Annotated in this window: 14 protein-coding genes; 4 read left to right on the top strand and 10 right to left on the bottom strand. The window is 43.4% G+C overall.

Annotation, left to right across the window (positions count from 1 at the left end):
- Positions 1-59: 59 nt before the first annotated feature.
- The 5 genes from QL886_RS00070 to QL886_RS00050 form a co-directional block, all read right to left on the bottom strand.
- On the bottom strand, positions 60-539 hold the full coding sequence (locus QL886_RS00070; protein WP_290177211.1) for a thioesterase family protein: 480 nt from the start codon (positions 537-539) through the stop codon (positions 60-62).
- Positions 540-706: 167 nt separating this feature from the next.
- Positions 707-2,395, bottom strand: a complete 1,689-nt coding sequence (locus tag QL886_RS00065) for a fatty acid--CoA ligase (RefSeq protein ID WP_290177210.1) — start codon at positions 2,393-2,395, stop codon at positions 707-709.
- 169 nt (positions 2,396-2,564) lie between these two features.
- Positions 2,565-3,767 carry a 3-oxoadipyl-CoA thiolase gene (locus tag QL886_RS00060; RefSeq protein WP_290177209.1) on the bottom strand — a complete coding sequence of 401 codons (1,203 nt, stop codon included), beginning with the start codon at positions 3,765-3,767 and terminating at the stop codon, positions 2,565-2,567.
- A gap of 73 nt (positions 3,768-3,840) precedes the next feature.
- Complete coding sequence (locus QL886_RS00055; RefSeq protein ID WP_290177208.1) at positions 3,841-5,406, bottom strand: 3-hydroxyacyl-CoA dehydrogenase; 1,566 nt, start codon at positions 5,404-5,406, stop codon at positions 3,841-3,843.
- A 131-nt stretch (positions 5,407-5,537) separates the two neighbouring features.
- Entirely contained in the window at positions 5,538-6,314 is a 777-nt protein-coding gene (locus QL886_RS00050) for an enoyl-CoA hydratase (protein WP_290177207.1), read from the bottom strand.
- Between the two features lie 329 nt (positions 6,315-6,643).
- Between QL886_RS00050 and QL886_RS00045 the strand changes: the two genes are divergently transcribed.
- The 3 genes from QL886_RS00045 to QL886_RS00035 all read left to right on the top strand — a co-directional run bounded on the left by QL886_RS00045 (position 6,644) and on the right by QL886_RS00035 (position 10,259).
- On the top strand, positions 6,644-7,798 hold the full coding sequence (locus QL886_RS00045; RefSeq protein ID WP_101204502.1) for an acyl-CoA dehydrogenase family protein: 1,155 nt from the start codon (positions 6,644-6,646) through the stop codon (positions 7,796-7,798).
- Positions 7,799-7,960: 162 nt separating this feature from the next.
- Positions 7,961-9,193, top strand: coding sequence for an MFS transporter (locus QL886_RS00040; protein ID WP_220455972.1), 1,233 nt, complete (start codon positions 7,961-7,963; stop codon positions 9,191-9,193).
- 220 nt (positions 9,194-9,413) lie between these two features.
- Positions 9,414-10,259, top strand: coding sequence for an IclR family transcriptional regulator (locus tag QL886_RS00035; RefSeq protein WP_102090618.1), 846 nt, complete (start codon positions 9,414-9,416; stop codon positions 10,257-10,259).
- A 307-nt stretch (positions 10,260-10,566) separates the two neighbouring features.
- On the opposite strand, the gene QL886_RS00030 is transcribed toward QL886_RS00035, so the two are convergent.
- On the bottom strand, positions 10,567-11,652 hold the full coding sequence (locus QL886_RS00030; RefSeq protein ID WP_290177206.1) for a TRAP transporter substrate-binding protein: 1,086 nt from the start codon (positions 11,650-11,652) through the stop codon (positions 10,567-10,569).
- Between the two features lie 493 nt (positions 11,653-12,145).
- Here QL886_RS00030 and QL886_RS00025 point away from each other — a divergent pair, with 493 nt between their 5' ends.
- Complete coding sequence (locus QL886_RS00025; RefSeq protein WP_290177205.1) at positions 12,146-13,186, top strand: hypothetical protein; 1,041 nt, start codon at positions 12,146-12,148, stop codon at positions 13,184-13,186.
- Between the two features lie 280 nt (positions 13,187-13,466).
- On the opposite strand, the gene QL886_RS00020 is transcribed toward QL886_RS00025, so the two are convergent.
- The 4 genes from QL886_RS00020 to QL886_RS00005 all read right to left on the bottom strand — a co-directional run bounded on the left by QL886_RS00020 (position 13,467) and on the right by QL886_RS00005 (position 18,372).
- Positions 13,467-13,913 carry a MarR family transcriptional regulator gene (locus tag QL886_RS00020; RefSeq protein ID WP_290177204.1) on the bottom strand — a complete coding sequence of 149 codons (447 nt, stop codon included), beginning with the start codon at positions 13,911-13,913 and terminating at the stop codon, positions 13,467-13,469.
- A gap of 58 nt (positions 13,914-13,971) precedes the next feature.
- On the bottom strand, positions 13,972-15,864 hold the full coding sequence (locus QL886_RS00015; RefSeq protein ID WP_290177203.1) for a feruloyl-CoA synthase: 1,893 nt from the start codon (positions 15,862-15,864) through the stop codon (positions 13,972-13,974).
- 58 nt (positions 15,865-15,922) lie between these two features.
- Positions 15,923-17,371: an aldehyde dehydrogenase gene (locus QL886_RS00010; protein WP_290177202.1), complete on the bottom strand. Its 1,449-nt coding sequence runs from the start codon at positions 17,369-17,371 to the stop codon at positions 15,923-15,925.
- Positions 17,372-17,529: 158 nt separating this feature from the next.
- Complete coding sequence (locus tag QL886_RS00005; RefSeq protein ID WP_290177201.1) at positions 17,530-18,372, bottom strand: p-hydroxycinnamoyl CoA hydratase/lyase; 843 nt, start codon at positions 18,370-18,372, stop codon at positions 17,530-17,532.
- Between the last annotated feature and the right edge of the window lie 209 nt (positions 18,373-18,581).

The following is an 18,581-nucleotide window of genomic DNA, read 5'->3' as shown; positions in this document are numbered from 1 at the left end:
ACTTAATAACTACTGTTCAATTAAAAACCCCAATCATAATTTGACCGATATATTGGGTGTTACGCTTCTTGATTAATATTCTCTAACGCAGCAATCGCGTCTTTTCGCGTCTCATCGATCGGTTTTTTTTGTCCGCTCAACTTATCAAGATAGACCAATACTGACTCACCTATCGCAACGACTGTTTTCTGCACCGTACTGTAATAGGTATATTCATGAATCAGACTTGAATTACCGATTTTTTTGACCTTGACGCCAATCCATAACTCATCAGGATAAGCAACCGATTTGAGATATCGACATGATGAGGCTGCCATCACAGAAGACGTCTGTTCGTTAAATAGACCAAGCCGCCTGTTGTAGTAGATACGAGCGTTTTGAGCATATTCGTAATAAACCACATTATTGACATGATCAAAGGAGTCCATATCACCCCACTCCACTTGCTGAGGATAAATAACGGTAAAGTCATGCAATGGGTGATTATCATCGCTTGCGACAATCTCTTGTATTTCTGGGAACGTAGGCGCAGCTTCCATAGTTTCTCTCTTTTTATTAGACAGGTTTTGTTATATAGAGGATGAGTGTGACTTAGGGTGCTTGTGACTCACACACCTTCCCCATCCCTAGCATTTAGTCAAACACTAGGGTTTATGCAAGTTTTCACTGTTGTCAAAGTCGATTTGATGGTGACCGGATTGTTTGATTAGATGAGGTTTTCTGAGTACATCGAACGCATGCGTTTTTTATCGAGTTTACCGACGCTGGTTTTTGGCATGTCTGGCAAAAACCTCACTTCGCTTGGCACACCGTATTTTGGCAGATGACCTTTCTCTACTGCTTGATGACCCAATGCCAAAATATCTTCCATTTTTGTGTCGACATGGTCTGGTTTTAGCACGATCAATGCCAAGGGACGCTCACCCCATCGCTCATCTGGCACACCAATTACCGCGATATCAGCCACGCTAGGATGAAAGGACAAAATGGTTTCGACCTCAAGCGAGGACACCCATTCGCCGCCAGATTTAATGACATCTTTGAGCCTGTCTGTGATGCTTAGCGTGCCATTAGCGGTCATGCAGGCGATGTCTTGAGTATGCATCCAGCCGCCTTTCCATAACTCATTACCTGCGTCAGGATTTTTGAAATAACTTTGGGTCAACCACGGCGCGCGTATCACAAGCTCGCCTGTCGATTTGCCATCCATGGGTTGTGGTTTACCATTTTCATCCCAAATTTCCATCGACACTAACATAATTGGCGAACCTGATAGGCAACGATAGTTAAGGTTATCCTCTAGCGTCATCGACTCTGTTTTGTCATCGAATACTGCTCGAGATAATACAGGGCAAGACTCTGACATACCAAATCCTGACATAAATTCGATACCGCACTCGATAGCTGCTTTGGCTAAGCCCTCATTGAGCTTTGAGCCACCTAGTAACAGTTTAAGATCTTCAAATTTGCGACCGCGTTCTGCCATTTCTTTGAGAAGCATCTGCAATATTGCTGGGACACCATGTGATAGCGTGACTTTGTGCTGCTCGATCAAGTCGACCAATTTTGGTGCCAGATATCTTCCTGGATATACTTGCTTCAGCCCTATCATGGTTGCACCATATGGCCAGCACCACGCATGTACATGAAACAAAGGCGTCATTGGCATATAGACATCGTTGTAGCGCGCGCCTTGACCTTCGGCATTGAGGGCTGACGCCAAGGTACTTGCCATCGTCTGTAGTACAATCTGTCGATGAGTAAAGAAAACCCCTTTTGGATCACCTGTCGTACCACTGGTGTAGAACGTAGTAGCAATAGTGTTTTCATCAAAATCTGGGAAGTCAAACTCGTCACTAGCAGCTGCTAATAGTGCCTCATATTCGCCATCGACATAGTCTGGCAGCTCAGCTTTCTCACCACCTACTTTGTCATCCTCTGCATCATCAGCCCACATTACATGCTCAATAGAAGGCGCATCGTCACGATAGTCTTTGATCATCGGCGCAAATTCAGCATTCAATAATAAGGCTTTTGGCGCAGCATGATTGACGGTATATAGCACTTTTTCTTCAGACAGACGCACATTAACGGTTTGCAAAATCATGCCCGACATTGGTACTGCAAAGTATGCCTCAAGGTAACGATGACTGTCCCAATCCATGACCGCGACCACATCACCTGCCTGCAAGCCCATATTTTTTAATACATTGGCCAAGCGATTAATACGCTTAAAAAACTCAGCATAGGTATAAGTGACTTTGTCGGCGTAGCTAATGGTTTGGTTGGTAGAGGCAATTTTGGCACGGTTGAGTAGCTGCTTAATAATTAACGGGAACCCATACGCGTCTTTGGCTTGATGGTAGTTATCGTGTTCGTTGAGTATGGTTGTCATGGTATCTTCCTTGATAATAAATTTTCCTTGATATAGTCAATCCTCTATAAAAGAGTGACAGCGTTACCTTCACTTGAAGTATCACATGTACATCTGCGCTCGGTTGCCTTGTGTCTCTTTTAAACTGAATCAACTATAATCAATAATGGGGCGAGCATGCTTTTGAGTCTTAGACGCGTTCTATCACCATGGCAAGCCCTTGCCCAATACCAATACACAAGCTAACCACGGCATATTTTCCGCCCGTACGCTGTAGCTCTCGAGCGGTACTCAAGGCGATTCTTGCACCTGATGCGCCAAGCGGATGGCCGACAGCGATGGCACCACCATTGGGATTGACACGCTTATCATCAAAATCAATGTCCAACCCTTTTAGACAACCCAGTACCTGTGAGGCAAAAGCTTCATTGATCTCAATGACAGACATATCATCAAGGGTCAGATCCGCACGCTTTAGTGCAATCTTAATCGCTTCAACAGGACCTACGCCCATGATATTGGGTTCAACACCCATTGCACCTGATGATAGGATCTTGGCAATCGGTTTAAAGCCTAGCTTTTCCTCTGCTTGCTTTGAGCCAATGATGAGCGCGGCAGCACCATCATTGATGCCAGACGCATTACCTGCGGTGACGATTCCATCTTTGTTTAAAGGCTTCAGCTTTTGTAGTGCTTCAATATTAGAGCTGGCACGCGGATGCTCATCATCCACTACTGCTTTTGCAGGCAATTTCTTACCTTGGGATACAGTGATAGGTGTTATTTCATCGTCAAAAAACCCTGCTTGCTTGGCAGCTTGGTACTTGGCTTGCGATGCGGCTGCAAACTTGTCGGCTTCCTCGCGCGTAATACCATACTTCTGCGCGACATTATCGCCCGTCTGTGGCATGGTATCACTGCCGAACTGCTCAATAATTTTTGGGTTGGGGAAACGGCTACCAATGGTTGTATCAAATACTTTAAAGTCACGGCTAAAAGGCTGTTCTGTCTTGGCAAATACAAACGGCGCACGCGTCATCGACTCGACCCCACCTGCTAAAATAATATCCCCTTCGTTGCACGTAATACTGCGAGCAGCATCGACAACAGTAGACAGACCTGATGCACATAGACGGTTTACTGTCTGACCTGGGGTAGTTACATCCAACCCTGCTAACAGAGCCGCGTTGCGAGCGATATTGCGAGAGTCCTCGCCTGCTTGGTTAGCGCTGCCTAGCAACACTTCATCAAAGATATCAGCAGATAATTGGTGCTTTTCGACCAATGCTTTCATTACGGTGGCGACCAAATCATCAGCACGTACGGTTGCTAATGCGCCAACATACCGTCCGAAAGGACTTCTTAATCCATCATAAATATAGGCATCTAACATAACGTTTCCTTGTCGTATTTTTTGATTCTAAATAATGGTTTTATGGTTTAATAACCATATCTTGTCGTTCAAATTAGTAAGTGTTTTGCTGGGTAAACAGTGAGATGTCAAGCTTGGCACGGCGTTGCAACCAAGGGCTTGGACGATAACGTGGGTCACCTGTCAGCCCGTAGATACGCTCTAAAATGAGCAATACACGCGAGGCTCCAAGATGGTCGCCCCAAGAGATAGGACCATATGGATAACCTAGCCCAAGCTTGACGGCATTATCGATGTCCTCAGGTGAAGCAATCCCTTGCATAGCAATGTCACAACCAAGGTTAACCACCATAGCGACCACACGCTGCGCCACAAAGCCGATACTTTCGGAAATCAGCGTGGCACCGACCATAGGCTGTGTGGTTGCCTCACTGCTCTCCAAGCCTTTACCAAATAACGCATAAGCTTGTGCGATAAATGTCTCCTGCGTGACGAGACTTGGCATCAAAGTACGATGCTTTGCTAGTCCAGTGAGCATATCAATGGCAACGGCTTGCTTAGGATTAACTTGATAACGAATGGCAGCATTGGTCGTATCTTCGCCATAGGGTGCGAGCAGCACCAAACTATCAGGGTTTGGCTTGTCGTTGTCGTCGATAGTGATGTCCTGAGACTTTAGGTAATCGACCAGCTGAGTTTTGTCTTCTGCCAGATCAGCGCCAATCCAAACTGAAGTAATTGTGACATCAGATAATCGTGCTTCGGACGACTGATCTTGAGTAGTGGCCGTTGGCAACTTTTGACCGTTTTCATAGTGATAAAACCCTTCACCAACCTTACGGCCGAGCTTTTTACCTACTAGCATTTGACGGGTCAGTGGATGCGGGCGGTAACGCGCCTCGTGATAGAACTGATTGTAAATAGATTCCATTACAGGGTGCGACACATCGATACCAGTGAGGTCTAACAGCTCAAACGGCCCCATGCGAAATCCTGCGCCTTCACGCAAAATTTGATCAATATTCTCAAACGTTGTTACCCCTTCACCCAATATTTTTAACGCTTCTGTACCGTACGCTCTACCGCCATGATTGACGATAAAACCCGGTGTGTCTTTTGCTACCACACCTAGATGACCCATACGTTTGGCCAAGTCGGAGAGAACGTCAACCACTGATTGCTGCGTAGACAGGCCTGGAATGACCTCTACAATTTTCATTAAAGGAACTGGATTAAAGAAGTGAAATCCTGCCACGCGCTCCGGATGATCGCAGTCAGCAGCAATTGCGGTCACTGATAAGGAAGAGGTATTGGTCGCCAAAATAGTATCGGCAGTGACCACACCTTCTAACTGGGCAAAAAGCTGTTTTTTGATGTCTAGATTTTCGATAATGGCTTCAACTACTATGTCAGCAGTCGCAATTTGGCTAAGCTCCTGTAGTACGGTCAAATTACTTAAAGTGTCCTGTAACTGCTCATCGGTAAACTTACCTTTAGCAGTGAGTTTTTCGAGGGTACCTTGCAAGGATTGTCGTCCTTGTTCAGCAGCGCCTGACTTGGCGTCATATAACAGTACTTGGATACCAGCTTGAGCAGCAATTTGAGCAATACCCATGCCCATAATACCAGTGCCTATAATGGCAATTGTGTTCACAGTCATAATAACTCTCTACATAGTTTGCTATGAAATTTCGGTTCAAAGGTGATAACTCGCTTCAAAAGCGATCACAATGTGGCTTTGAATTAACGTGCTTATGAATTCACGTGCTGATGAATTAACGCGGCTAGGGATTAGTGCCCTTTATATTCTGCAGGACGCTTTTCCAAGAAGGCTTTAGCGCCTTCCTTTTGGTCGTGAGTATTGAACAAAATCTGGAAAGCCTTACGCTCGAGAGCCAACGCACCTTCTAAAGGCATATCAATGCCTAGATTTGCGACTTCCTTGATTTGCGCTAAGGCAATGGGAGAGTAATGTGATAGCTGCTCAGCAATCTCGATGGCACGTGTGATAGTAACCTCGTCTTCAACGACTTCAGATACCAGCCCCATTGTGTCCGCCTCATCAGCGCTGATCATATCGCCCGTTAGTACCATCTTCATGGCCTTATGTTTGCCAATCGCGCGAAACAAACGCTGCGTCCCGCCAGCACCTGGCATGAGTCCTATCTTGATTTCGGGTTGACCAAATTTGGCAGACTTGCCTGCGATGATAATGTCAGCATGCATGGCCAACTCGCAGCCACCGCCCAGAGCGTAACCATTGACGGCAGCAATAATGGGTTTTTGGCAGTTAGTAATGGCATTCCAATAGCGTTCACTATGACGCAGGTACATATCCACTGTGCTAGTAGTCAAAAAATCATTGATATCCGCACCAGCGGCAAACACCTTGTCACCACCAGTAAGAACGATAGCTTTGGTTTGTGGGTCATCATTTAGTTGAATGAACAGATCTGCCATTTGTTGACGTAGCTCGCTGTTTAGTGCATTGCGCACTTTGGGGCGATTAAGTCTAACGACACTCACGCCTTCTCCTTTTTTCTCACAAATAATGAGCGGCTCTTCCATGATCGACTCCTTAAACATCATTTCTGCATAAAGTATAAACACCCTAACAAAGCATTTATTTTGAATATTAAATATCGCTATGCGGTATTTAATATCAATATATACTGTTTATTTTGGTTTGTGAAGCATAAAAATTTGATAAATTAGAATAAATTTAAAATAAAAAGCCATATTCAATTATATAAATACCGCTATGCGGTTTTTTAAACCAAAACTATTGTAATTTAATAATTCATCGATTATGCTGTTTATCCAAAGACGTCAGATTATTTACTACAGTCACAGAGCCGATATTGATATCAGGCATCAATCAAACAAGGAAGATTCATATGATTAGAGATAAAGAGACCCTCGACCACATCACTCAAACTATTCGTAACTTCGTTAACGATCAACTTATCCCTATGGAACATTGGGTTGCCGAAAATGACCGCCTTCCAGAAGAAATCATTGAGCAAATGCGAGAATTAGGGCTTTTTGGACTGACCATACCCGAAGAGTACGGCGGACTTGGTGTCACTATGGAAGAAGAAGTCACGCTGGCATTTGAGTTAGGACGTACCTCCCCTGCGTTTCGCTCATTAATAGGGACAAATAATGGTATTGGCTCATCTGGCCTAGTGATTGATGGCACTGAAGCACAAAAACAGAAATATCTACCTCGGTTGGCCAGTGGTGAAATCATCGGTTCGTTCTGTTTGACCGAGCCGGAGTCAGGATCAGATGCCGCCTCATTGAAAACAACGGCTATTAAGGATGGTGATACTTATATCATCAATGGCACCAAACGTTATATCACCAACGCCCCGCAGGCTGGTGTATTCACTGTCATGGCACGCACCGATCCACAAAACAAACGCTCTGGCGGTATTTCAGCATTTATTGTTGAAAGCGACACGCCTGGTATTACTTTGGGCAAAATTGATAAAAAAATGGGCCAAAAAGGCGCGCATACCTGTGATGTGATCTTTGATAATTGCGTCGTACCAGCGGATGCGCTTATTGGCGGTGTTGAGGGGGTTGGCTTTAAAACGGCCATGAAAGTTCTTGATAAAGGGCGCTTGCATATCGCAGCAGCCAGTACTGGAGCTGCTACTCGCATGCTGAATGATGCACTCAACTATGCCGTCGAGCGTAAGCAATTTGGTCAACCGATTGCTAGTTTTCAGCTTATCCAAGGTATGCTCGCTGACTCAAAAGCAGAAATCTATGCCGCCAAATCCATGGTGTTAGACGCTGCACGTCTGCGTGACGAAGGCAAAGACGTCGTTACCGAATCCTCATGCGCCAAAATGTTCGCCACTGAGATGTGTGGCCGTGTTGCTGATAGAGCGGTACAAATCCATGGCGGTGCCGGCTATATCGCAGATTACGGTATTGAACGTTTTTATCGTGATGTACGTCTATATCGTTTGTACGAAGGTACCACACAAATTCAGCAAGTCATCATTGCCCGCAATATGATTAAAGAAGCCAGCGAGTAATCCCTACCACTTTTTCATCCACCAAAATGCACGGCGGTATTTGCTAGGATGCTGATACCGTTCCCCCCCTATTTTTACCACTACGCATCAAATTAGTTTTTCATTCTCACAACGTTAAGGATATAAATTGTGAAAAGTGTCGCTATAACTGCAGATCCAAGTATGAGCTCCACCCAAAAACAACCTTGGAAACTGGCCTTTGTTTTTTGTTTTTTAGTTTTATTATGTGATGGGGCTGATATCGGTATTCTTGCCTTTACCTTATCCAGCCTAAAACTAGAGTTTGCACTGACCAATGTACAAGCTGGCGCTCTAGGCAGTTGGTCGTTATTTGGGATGGCAATCGGTGGGTTTTTTGGTGGCTGGGCTTGCGATCGCTTTGGCCGAGTACGTGTCATCGTTCTTGCGACTGGCATGTTCTCTATATTGTCTGGTTTTAGTGGATTGGTGCAGAGCTATGAGCAGTTTGTCACGCTACGGGTTATTGCCTGCTTGGGGCTTGGTAGTCTTTATATCGCTACCAATACGCTTATGTCAGAGATGGTACCTACCAAGCATCGAACCACTGTACTTGCTGCATTAATGACTGGTTTTACTTTAGGCTCATTGGTTATCACCAGTGTATCCGCTTGGATCATCCCTAGCTATGGTTGGCGTACACTATATCTACTGACGTTTTTGCCGATACTTTTGGCAGTATCAATGTACTTTTTAGTCCCTGAACCCCAGTCTTGGAAAGACGCTCGAGCACTAAAACTGAGCGGAGCACTAGACACACTCAAAAAAGCAGAGAACCCATACAAAGCGATAATGGAAAATCCGAAACACCGTATCATGTTTATCCTATGGTCAATGAGCTCAGGACTTTTGTTATTCGGCTATTTTGGTGTCAGTAACTGGCTACCTTCTTATCTAGAAACTGAATTGGGTATTAAGTTCAAAGAAATGGCACTGTATATGGCGGGAACGTACCTGACTATGATGTTTGCCAAAGTTGTGGCTGGATTTATGGCTGATAAAATCGGACGTAAGATAGTATTTGCCTTTGGTACGATGGGCACCGCATTGTTTATTCCTATTCTAGTATATATGCACACTCCAGAAAATATTGGTTGGTTAATGATCACCTTTGGTTTCTTATATGGTATCCCCTATGCCATTAATGCCACCTATCTAACCGAAAGTTTCCCTACTGCTATCCGAGGTACTGCGATCGGTGGTGCATTTAATATCGGACGGCTTGGCTCTGTGATTGCTCCTGTTGCCATTGGTTATATGGCCATGCATAACTCTATCGGCGCAGGTTTATTACTTATGGCAGGTGCATACTTCTTATGTGGTCTTATCCCTACTTTGTTCATTAAAGAAAAGCAATATGATCCACAACAAGCCTAACCATACCTCTTATAACGTATAACGCTACCGTTCATACCGCATAGCGAAACAATAGTTTCTCGTTATGCTATGCTGAGAATGTGAAAGTAAATTGATATAATACGGTTAAAGAAACAGTGGGTAACTGTGGGCTGATATTAGCTCACAGAATGCTATGAATAATAAAGTTTTGTGATTTTATAACGCTTGTATGAATTTGATTGGGGATAATAGACGACATATGACTAATGATACCCTTGCCGATGAAGACGCTAACAACGAGATGCATATTGAATTGTTAGAACCCATTGCAGAGATGAGAGATAAAAACGACAGACAGTTTGTCACAGCATTGGCTCGAGGGTTAGAGCTGCTGCGTTGTTTTACCCCGCAGCGGCCTTATCTAGGCAACCAAGATCTAAGTCAGCTGACAGGACTTCCTAAAGGCACCATTACTCGTCTGACCTATACGTTGGTCAAATTGGGATATTTAAAACAATCGACCAATAGTAGTAAGTACCAGCTTTCGACAGGGGTACTAAGTTTTGGTTATACGATGATGACTAATATCTCTATCAATAACCTTGCGACTCCTTATATGGAAGAGCTGGCAGACTATGCCAATAGTGCCGTTGCCATGGCTACTCGTGATCGACTAATGATGGTGTATCTCAACGTTGTGCAAGGCCAAGGGACGACGACTATGCAACGCAATGTCGGCTCTTATCTACCTATTCATTTAAGTTCGATGGGGAGAGCTTGCTTGGCAAGTATGCCACCTGCTGAGCAAGAGTTTATCCTTAATGCCATTCGTAGTAAGTATAAAGATGATTGGCTAAAGATTAGACGAGGATTAGATAAAGCCTTTCAAGACTATGAAGACTACGGTTATTGTTTTTCAATTAGTGAATGGCAAAAGGATGTCAATGCGGTAGCCATTGCACTGATGCACCCGACAGAAGGATTGCTCACTTTTAACTGCGGCGCGCCAAGTTTTATCCTTAGTCGCACCAAATTAGAAGAAGACATTGCCCCTCGCCTACTACATATGAAAAATATGATCGAGAGTAATCTATATATTAGCTAGCATGGTCTGTTGCTCAAAAAAATTTTAACCGCTTTGAGACTGATGAATGCAACAGAATGGCGATGAAGATATCTCATTTCATAATCATCTAAAGCAGCTACAACGGTAAAAGAAGATGAGCTACTTACTGTTATGTCTAGCAGCATGGTTGAAATCGTTCTCGGTGAATTTTAAAAGCAGCTGTACTGAATAAAAATAAGTCCAAAAAACCATCATTTTTTGGGCTTATTTGGTAATCGATTATCTAAAAACAATCAGTGTTCAAACAACTCAGTTGCAAGGCATATAACATATAATGAATTGAATGTTAGACCTTACAAGTTTCACTGGTCTCTCGTACCTTTTGATATATTGATTCGGCATCCACACCACTCTGACTTACAGAAGCAAGATATTTTTGTGTGCCTTTTTCCATCGGGCCTGACCATGCAGGGTCATTCAATGGATCAGGAATATCAATAATATTACTGCCCGCATCTTTGGCGTCTTGCAGTGCTTCCACATCCATTTTACTAATAACTTCACCAACCATTTTGGCAAACACCATACCAGAGTTATCATCCAATACTTTTTTTAGGTCATCAGGAAGCGAGTCATATTTGGCTTTGTTCATATTCATCACGAAGCCTGATGAGTACAATGGAATATTGGTGTGATTGTTGACCAATTCATTCACACGAAACACCGGAACCGCGTCCCACTGCAAACTCAAACCATCGATAACACCGCGTTGTAAAGAGGTGTAGATATCGTTGGCAGGTATTCCTATCGGTGCCGCTCCCATACTCTCTAAGATATCACCAGCCACTGCAGATGGTCGACGAATACGCATCCCTCTCAGATCTTCAGGTTTTTCAATAACTGTAGAGCTATGTAAGACACCAGGGCCTAAGCCGTACAAGGCCAAAACGTGGGAGTCCTCATACTCGTTTGAAATAGTGCCATCATCATATAAGCTCTGCATAATACAGCTCATCTGCGAGGCTGAGTTTGACATTCCAGGTAATTCTGCAATTTGAGATAGCGGGAAACGACCACTGCTATACCCCTGCAACTGCAAACCAATATCAATTTTTCCATTCACTGCCGCATCGTAAGTCTCAGATGCTTCGCTTAGCGTTGATCCAGGAAAGTTTTCAATCTTAATACGGCCATCTGACTCTTCTTCTATTTTTTTGATCCAAGGTTCCAGTGCTTGGGTGTTCATCGCTGATGGCGCAGGCAAAAAATGCGACATACGTAATACAACCACTTCATCTGAGCTAGCACTTTCCGTTTTTGCACCACTATCACAGGCTGTTAGCGTCATTGGAAGCGCAAACGATAAGGCAATGGTAGGCAGGAGCTTGCGTAAAGTGAGACTAGCTTTGACCCTAGAATAGTTGCTAAACATAATCAAATCCTTTTGATTGAATATTGAGAGTTGAAGGTGACAACGTTAACCAAAACGTACAGTTACTGACTCATATACTTGTTTTCAATGAGAAAGCATCTTCCCAATCATAAATATAAAATATAAAGTTACTTTATATAAAAATCTATTTTAAATTATTACAGTATATAGAAAAATATCATAAAAAACCTATTAACTAGACATATAATAGAATCTTAACTGCCGTTATGTCAAATAATTTAATCAATAAGCTTGACAATAATTCGCTTACATTGCTATCTTGTATTTTCTTCCAAATAACTATCATCAGAGTGACTCATTATCACTCTATGTTGAATTTTTTATCTAGGAAGGTTGTGCTTTTAAACACCAAAGGGAGTTGGTTAGTGCTAGATAGGATTATCTACACTATTTTATATAGACTAAATTCATAGCAGCGCCCTAGAGGTAGCACTGTTGTTTTTAGTCTCAAAAAACACGGAGTATACAAGGTATGCATAATCTACAAAAAGTGTCTTTTGCTGTAGCCACTTTAGTCGTATGTACGAATGTACAAGCAATAGATCTGATCACAGAGGGAGACACTACTGTAAGTATTGGTGGTTATGTCAAAGCAGAAGGTAGATTCATTTCTCCAGACAATGGAGATTCTGAGTTTGAAGGAAACATGCGTGAAACTCGCATCAACGTTAAAACCACCAAAACCATAGATGACAAGAAATTAACTGGGTTTATTGAAGGAGATTTCTATGGAGACTATGCCACTGGTGGATCCAACCTAAGATTGCGCCATGCTTTTTTGCAGTATGACAAATTTACGGTTGGTAAGACTTGGAACGGCCAGTTTTTTGCTGTGGCTCCGCGTTTGACTGAGCAGCTTGACTTTTGGGGTACAGGTTTTGGCACAATTGCTGGGAGTGGACTATATGTTCGTCCAGATTTAACCGTACACTATGCCAATAATGGGCTACGGGTCACCGCTCAAGACCCAGTATATGATGACGCCAATGTACCCGATATGGTTGTAAGCTATAGTGATGATATTGCTAATTTGGGTTACACATTTGCGGTGACTGGCCGTGAAGCTGGCACTGGCATAGAAAACAGTTCGGACTCAGACATAGGCATAGGTGCTTCGTTGGCTGGCAAGTTGACCCTAGGCAATGGATCCTTGCATGGAAGCGTTTATACTGGTGAAGGCATGGGTGTCTACTCAGGCGTATGTACGACAGGCGCGCTAACAGGGTTCAGTGTCAATTGTGATGCCGAAGACGGCGAGCTTGTTTCCCAGACTGGCTTTAGTGTGGGGTATCGACATAACTTTACGCCGAAGCTACGCGGTAACATGCGCTATGGTGAAGTCACGGTCGATAACGATGCAGATACTTCTATCGATATAAAAAGCGCTAACCTCATTTATAAGTATCTACCAGATCTCGATGTCGGTATTGAATGGCGAGATAGAAGTGAGACAACCCTTCCATGGAGAGTACAAGGACAAGAAGTCGAGGTCATGGCCCAATATAGATTCTAAATGACTACACGAGACAACGACTAAATAATAGCGAATGAGTAACGCCAATAAACGACCTTTATGCTCGCATATCAAATCACTCATTCGCTATAACAATCATCAAACTCAACAAGACACACAGTCAATATATAGATAACGACGTATTTTTTCTTTGCTACTTTCCTTAGTACACTTCCCTTACTGCTTAGTATTTTTGCTTCATTACTTGGCATGGCAGTAACGGCTTTATAAAATTAGTAATCCCTCGTTCAAACGGATAATATCCCACCTCTCTCGGACGTTACTTCAAATTCGATATCAACCGTTGAACGGTAGCCTTTAGCATAAGAACATTTTCGGCAGGTAGCCCTGCTAACATTTTGCTTTCAAAACCCATGGATTTTATCTTGCATCTTTCGTAAACCTCTTGCCCTTCCGGTGTCAATGCAATCAGCAGGATACGCCCATGATTGGGATCGTCAGATTTACTTATCCACCCTCGCTCTTCCATAGTTTTGACAATTTGATTGGATGCCTGAGGACTAATAAAAGATCTTGAAGCCAGCTTGGCGTTCGCCATTTCTCCATGTAAATGTAGGTTTGATAGCATGGTGAACTGAGGCAAGCTGACGCCTACCTCCAGCAGTGCTTCGCTGAGCTGTTGACTGATAAGCTTATCTATCTTTCCTATGCTATAACTGACGGTTGTGGCATTGTCGATGAGCTTATTTAATTGGAGGTCTTTCAATGCGTTTTCCTTACTCGACAGCACTAATAATTATAGCGCTATAAGATATTATCTTAATCTATTTCGCTATAAACCTCAATTTGTCTGCTTCATGACCGTATAGTGCTGTAGCTTCTTGTACTCGATTATTACGCAACTTGCGTTGATTGAGTGTTCCTTTATCCGTTTTTTCACCTTCAATGATGCTCGCTGGATTTTCCATCAAATAGATACGAGCGATACGTTTTGAGCTCGCGTCATAGCCCTCGTTAATCTTGTTTATAAAGTCGTTAAAATAGGTTTGTACAGCATCATGTTCTAACACTCTGGTCAGTTCAGTATCACTCAGACCTGTCATCTCACGCGCTATTTTTTCTTTAACGAAAATCAAAGCCCCTATTTCACTCTTGCCTTCACCGGTCAAAACCACGTCATCAATCAGCTCACCTTGTAATACGATACGGTTACGCAGCTCGCCGACATTGACAAAAGTACCTGTCATCAGTTTAAAATCTTCGGAGATGCGTCCATCATATACTAAGCCTTTATCGTAGCTATCAGGCTCGTATGGTTTAACGCCATCTCCTGTACAGTAAAAACCTTCTTCATCAAAACTGTCAGAAACTTGTGAGTCGATAGCATTATGTCGCCAGTAACCCGACATAACATGCGGCCCTCTAATACGTAACTCCAACTTGTCCTGTAGACGAACCAGTTTGACCTCTACGCCAGGCGCAGGAAAACCGACAAAGTTGGCCATTGCATTTGATGGTCCTGTGGTAAAGGTGCAAGACGGTGACGTTTCAGTCATGCCCAATCCTGCCATAATGCGAATCTTTTCACCGCAGTGTTGGTAGCTGATATCACCAAGCTCTTGCCATAACTCTTGCGATAGACTTGCTCCGCCGAAAAAAAACAAGTTGGTATGTTTAAAGAAATTATCACGTAATACATCGTCTTTTTTCAAAGCAGTTGCCAGCATCGCCCACCCTATCGGCACGTTAAAATATTGACTGGGAGAGATCTCTTTCAGGTTTCGGATGGTTTCGTCAAACTTGCCTGCCACAGGACGCCCATCATCAATGTAAAAAGTACCGCCGTTATATAGAGCTACGCCTAGATTATGACTGCCGCCAAAAGTATGATGCCAACTGAGCCAGTCGACTAATACAGGCGGATTATTTTCATCCAAGCATAGCGTTTGCTTGAGCATTTGCTGATTACTACAGAGCATACGATGAGTCGTAGGCACCACTTTAGGATCGCCTGTGGATCCTGAAGTAAATAGAAACTTCACAATACTATCGGCAGTGATTTTATAATGTCCTTGCTCGACCTCGTCAGTAGCCGCCGTCATCAGAAAATCATCAAAGTGCAGACATGACTGACCATCGATATTTCCTGTCGACGTGATGATAGGTTTGTCCAACTGACCGCACGCCTCAAGCTGGCGCAAAAACCCGTTGCCATCGCCTGCGTAAAAGAGCGCTGGTGTGAGCTTTTCAATAACATATTTTAGCTTATCAGGCGTGTTTGCAACCAATGAATAAGCAGGTGCTACTAATGTAAACGGTGCATTTGCAAGCATGGCACCGAACATCAGTAGAAACACTTCCAATGAGTTTTCAGACAATATCATCAATGGGCGATCGGCCGACAGATCGTATTTCAATAATGCTTGGGCAATATTGCGAGCCTTGTGCAACACCTCACCATAGGTCAATTCTATCCAATCACCACGCTTACCCGTTATTTCATCTAACTCGCGTTGTGCAATAAGCAGCCTGTTTGGATATTTTTCTGCATACTCATATAATTTATCAAACAAGCGCTCTGGATAATCCTGTATTTTTTCAACTGCAGTGATATAAATGGCATCATTTTTTTGGTCACTGCTGTGACGGACTAAGACATCGTGTCCACCAATAGCAACCGCTCGTTCTGGATAATCATGGTAGGTAAATTGGGTCATAAAATATTCCTTTATTTCTAATTGCTTCCTTCCTTTTTCTTCCTCGATGTTCCTTACATCAGATTGGATAGTGTTTTGGAGTACTACGCATAGTGACCCAGCGAAGTTCAGTGAACTCACTGATAGAGGCTTTGCTACCAAAACGACCATAACCACTAGATTTGACACCGCCAAATGGCATAGGTGCTTCATCGTCTACAGTGGCAGAATTGATGTGGCATATGCCGCTTTCGATACGTTTAGCAAGATTCATCGCTCGTCCAATATCTTGGCTAAAGATAGCAGCAGATAGCCCAAACTCTGAGGCATTGGCTTTTAGAATGGCTTCATCATCATCTGCTACTCGTTCTAAAGTACAGACAGGACCAAAGGACTCTTCTGTATAAATCTGCATCTCAGGAGAGATATGCTCTAACAGAATCGGGCTAACAGCTGTACCATTAAAAGCATAATCAGTAACGGCCTTAGCTCCTTTATTTTCTGCATCTTTCACCAAAGCTTTTATACGATCAGCGGCTTGCTGACTTATCACATGAGCGATGTGTACTTGATCCGTTGGCAAACCAGTGACAAAACCATCAATCTTTGATTTAAGATACTCAATCAGTTTGTCCGAAACTTTTTCATTGACCAGAACTCGCTCTGTACTCATACAGATTTGACCTTGATTGAAAAAAGCACCAAAAGCGATTGCATTGGCCGCTTCTTCGAGATCCGCGTCTTCACAGACAATAACGGGTGCCTTTCCTCCCAACTCTAAAATGACAGGCTTCAAGTATTCGGCACATTGTTTGGCAATGATTTTCCCGACGTGCGTAGAGCCTGTAAAGTTGATACGTTTGACAGCTGGATGTGCGATTAGCGCCGTTACTACACTGGGTGCATCTTCGCTACTATGCGTCACCAGATTGACGACACCTTCGCCCAATCCTGCATCGTTCAGGGTTTGGATCAATAGCTCATGAGTGGCAGGACAGTTTTCAGACGCTTTGAGTACCACTGTGTTGCCACAAGCCAACGGCATGGCAAGCGCTCGCGTCGCCAATATGATAGGAGCATTCCACGGTGCCATGCCTACCACTACGCCGCAAGGCACGCGCCAAGCCATTGCCATACGGCCTTCTGCATCGCTTGGGATAATATCGCCTTGAATCTGAGTGACCATCCCTGCCGCGTCGCGTAGCATATTGGCCGCTACCTGCACATTAAAGCCATACCATGCACCACTTGAGCCCATTTCAGTCATACCAATATCGACAAACTTGTCTGCTCTTGAAGCAAGTAAGTCGGCAGCTTTTAATAGACGTATTCTTTTTTCACTCGGTGGCAGTGCTGACCAAATTGGAAAAGCGGCGGCAGCAGCTTCAATCGCTTTATTTGCATCATTCGCCGTTCCAGCAGCGGCTTTGGTGACCACTTCACCAGTGGTGGGACCAATATGGTCAAAGGTGCTGTTATCGGTTGCGGGACACGATTTGCCGTTAATAATCATTTGGACTTGATGCATATTGGAGTTCCTTTTCCAGATAAGAGTAGAGGCTGTTTAAAATTTTCATGCGTTTTTGATTTAGTAAAATATTGAAAGCCCTTTCCTAGAAGGGCTTTACAACAGAGCATTATCATCGTTTTTATAGTTTGTTTTATAAAGCTATCGCTGTAAATCGTTTACCGCTTATAGGTTTGCAAGCCTGGTTTAATGCTTTTCTCATCAAGAAATTGACGCATACCCTCGGCACGTCCATTTTCTGGATCTCTCATGAGACACTGATCAAGTTTGGCATAGAGGTAATCTTCATTTTGATCCCAAGTCAACTCTCGGCAACGTTTGAAACCATTTTTTGCATAACGTAGTACCACTGGGTTTTTCTCCAAGAGTACTTTTGCGACCTTTTCCACCTCAGCTTTTAACTCATCAAGTGGCACGCTCTTATTGACCAAGCCCATCTGTTCCGCTTTTTTACCTTTGAATGGCTCACCAGTCATAATGTAATACAAAGACTCACGATGCCCGACGGTATCAGCCATGGCTTTACTTACCAGATTGCCAGGCGGTATACCCCAATTAATCTCTGATAATCCAAAAGTCGCTTCATCAGCACAATAGGCAAGATCACAAGCCACTAGTGGTGAAAAGCCACCACCGAAACACCAGCCGTTGACCATCGCAATGGTCGGCTTATTGTACATACGTAGGAGCTGCCATTGCCATCTACAAGCATCGCGGCGGGTCTTTTCTTGGGCAATTTCAGGTTGACCGTCCGTCTCACGGAAATACTCTTTTAGATCCATTCCTGCTGTCCATGCACTTCCCTCACCAGTAAGCACAACGACACCTGCATCTGCATCTTGTTCTAATGTCTCTAACACTTCTATCATTTCTCGATTGAGTGTTGGACTCATGCAATTGCGTTGCTCTGGACGATTGAAAGTCACCCAAGCGATACTGTCTGTTACTTCTACTTTGACAGTTGTCCAGCGGTTTTCGTAATCTGACATAACGTGCTCCATTGTTTGTTGTTGTACTTTCCTTAGGCGGTATAAGTAAGCGTGATCTAAAGTAATGATATCTATTGGAAGATAGGTAAATTAAAAGATAAGTAACTTGATAATTTATAAAATTATTTATCAATACCTTGACATCAATTCTTAGATTATATTATCAACAAACTTTATAACATGTAAAGACGTTTTTGGATAATTTGTCATAAATATACAAG

The sequence above is a fragment of the Psychrobacter sp. APC 3281 genome, assembly GCF_030407815.1.
Classification (GTDB): Bacteria; Pseudomonadota; Gammaproteobacteria; order Pseudomonadales; family Moraxellaceae; genus Psychrobacter.
Note: the sequence above shows the minus strand (reverse complement) of the source record. Positions and strands in the feature narration are given on the sequence as shown.